A 1092-nucleotide genomic window follows, 5' to 3' on the forward strand; every position below is an offset into this window, starting at 1 on the left:
TACCCTTGGCCAGGATGAAGTCTGGGTAACACCAGATGGAGGTCCGCACCAATAAGCGTTGAAAAGCTTCTGGATGAGCTGAGGGTAGGGGTGAAAGGCTAATCAAACTTGGAGATAGCTCGTACTCCCCGAAATGCATTTAGGTGCAGCCTCGAGGATTACTGATGTGAGGTAGAGCGACTGATTGGATGCGAGGGCTTCACCGCCTATCAAGTCCTGACAAACTCCGAATGCGCATCAGTTCGACCCCGGGAGTGAGGGCATGGGTGCTAAGGTCCGTGCCCGAGAGGAGAACAATCCGGACCACCGGCTAAGGCCCCGAAATGACAGCTAAGTTAAACTAACGAAGTCTGATTGCTATGACAGCTAGGATGTTGGCTTGGAAGCAGCCATTCATTTAAAGAGTGCGTAACAGCTCACTAGTCGAGGAATCGGGCGTGGATAATAATCGGGTATAAGCTGTCTGCCGAAGCCGTGGAATCAGCAATGATTGGTAGGGGAGCATTCCATTCGGCGTCGAAGGCGCAGCGCGAGCTGCTCTGGAGCGTATGGAAAAGCAAATGTAGGTATAAGTAACGATAAAGGGGGTGGGAAACCCCCTCGCCGAAAGACTAAGGTTTCCTGATCAACGCTAATCGGATCAGGGTAAGTCGGGTCCTAAGGTTCAGCCGAACGGCGAGACCGATGGCAGAAACGGTTAATATTCCGTTACTACCCGTGAGGGTGACGTGGGGACGCAGGAGTGATACCGCCGCCGGCTGACGGAATAGCCGGTTAAAGGGTGTAGGCGCTGATTTCCGCAGGCAAATCCGTGGAAAGAGCCGAACCTGAGAGTATGGCAAGTCCTTCGGGACGCGCCAATAGCGCGGGCAAGCATACTGCCGAGAAAATCCGCTAAACTTAACTTCACGGGTACCCGTACCGCAAACGGACACACGTAGTCGGGTTGAATATACTAAGGCGCTTGAGTGAATCACGGTTAAGGAACTAGGCAAACTGACCCTGTAACTTCGGGATAAAGGGTCCCTCCTCGCAAGAGAGGGCGCAGAGAATAGGTCCAGGCAACTGTTTAACAAAAACACAGGGCTGTGC

Annotated in this window: 1 rRNA gene; it reads left to right on the forward strand. The window is 52.9% G+C overall.

Going from position 1 to position 1092, the window contains the following annotated elements:
* Positions 1-1092: ribosomal RNA gene (locus H3001_RS19080) — 23S ribosomal RNA — on the forward strand; the annotation flags it as partial.

The sequence above is a fragment of the Phocaeicola faecicola genome (genome assembly GCF_013618865.1).
Taxonomy (GTDB): domain Bacteria; phylum Bacteroidota; class Bacteroidia; order Bacteroidales; family Bacteroidaceae; genus Phocaeicola; species Phocaeicola faecicola.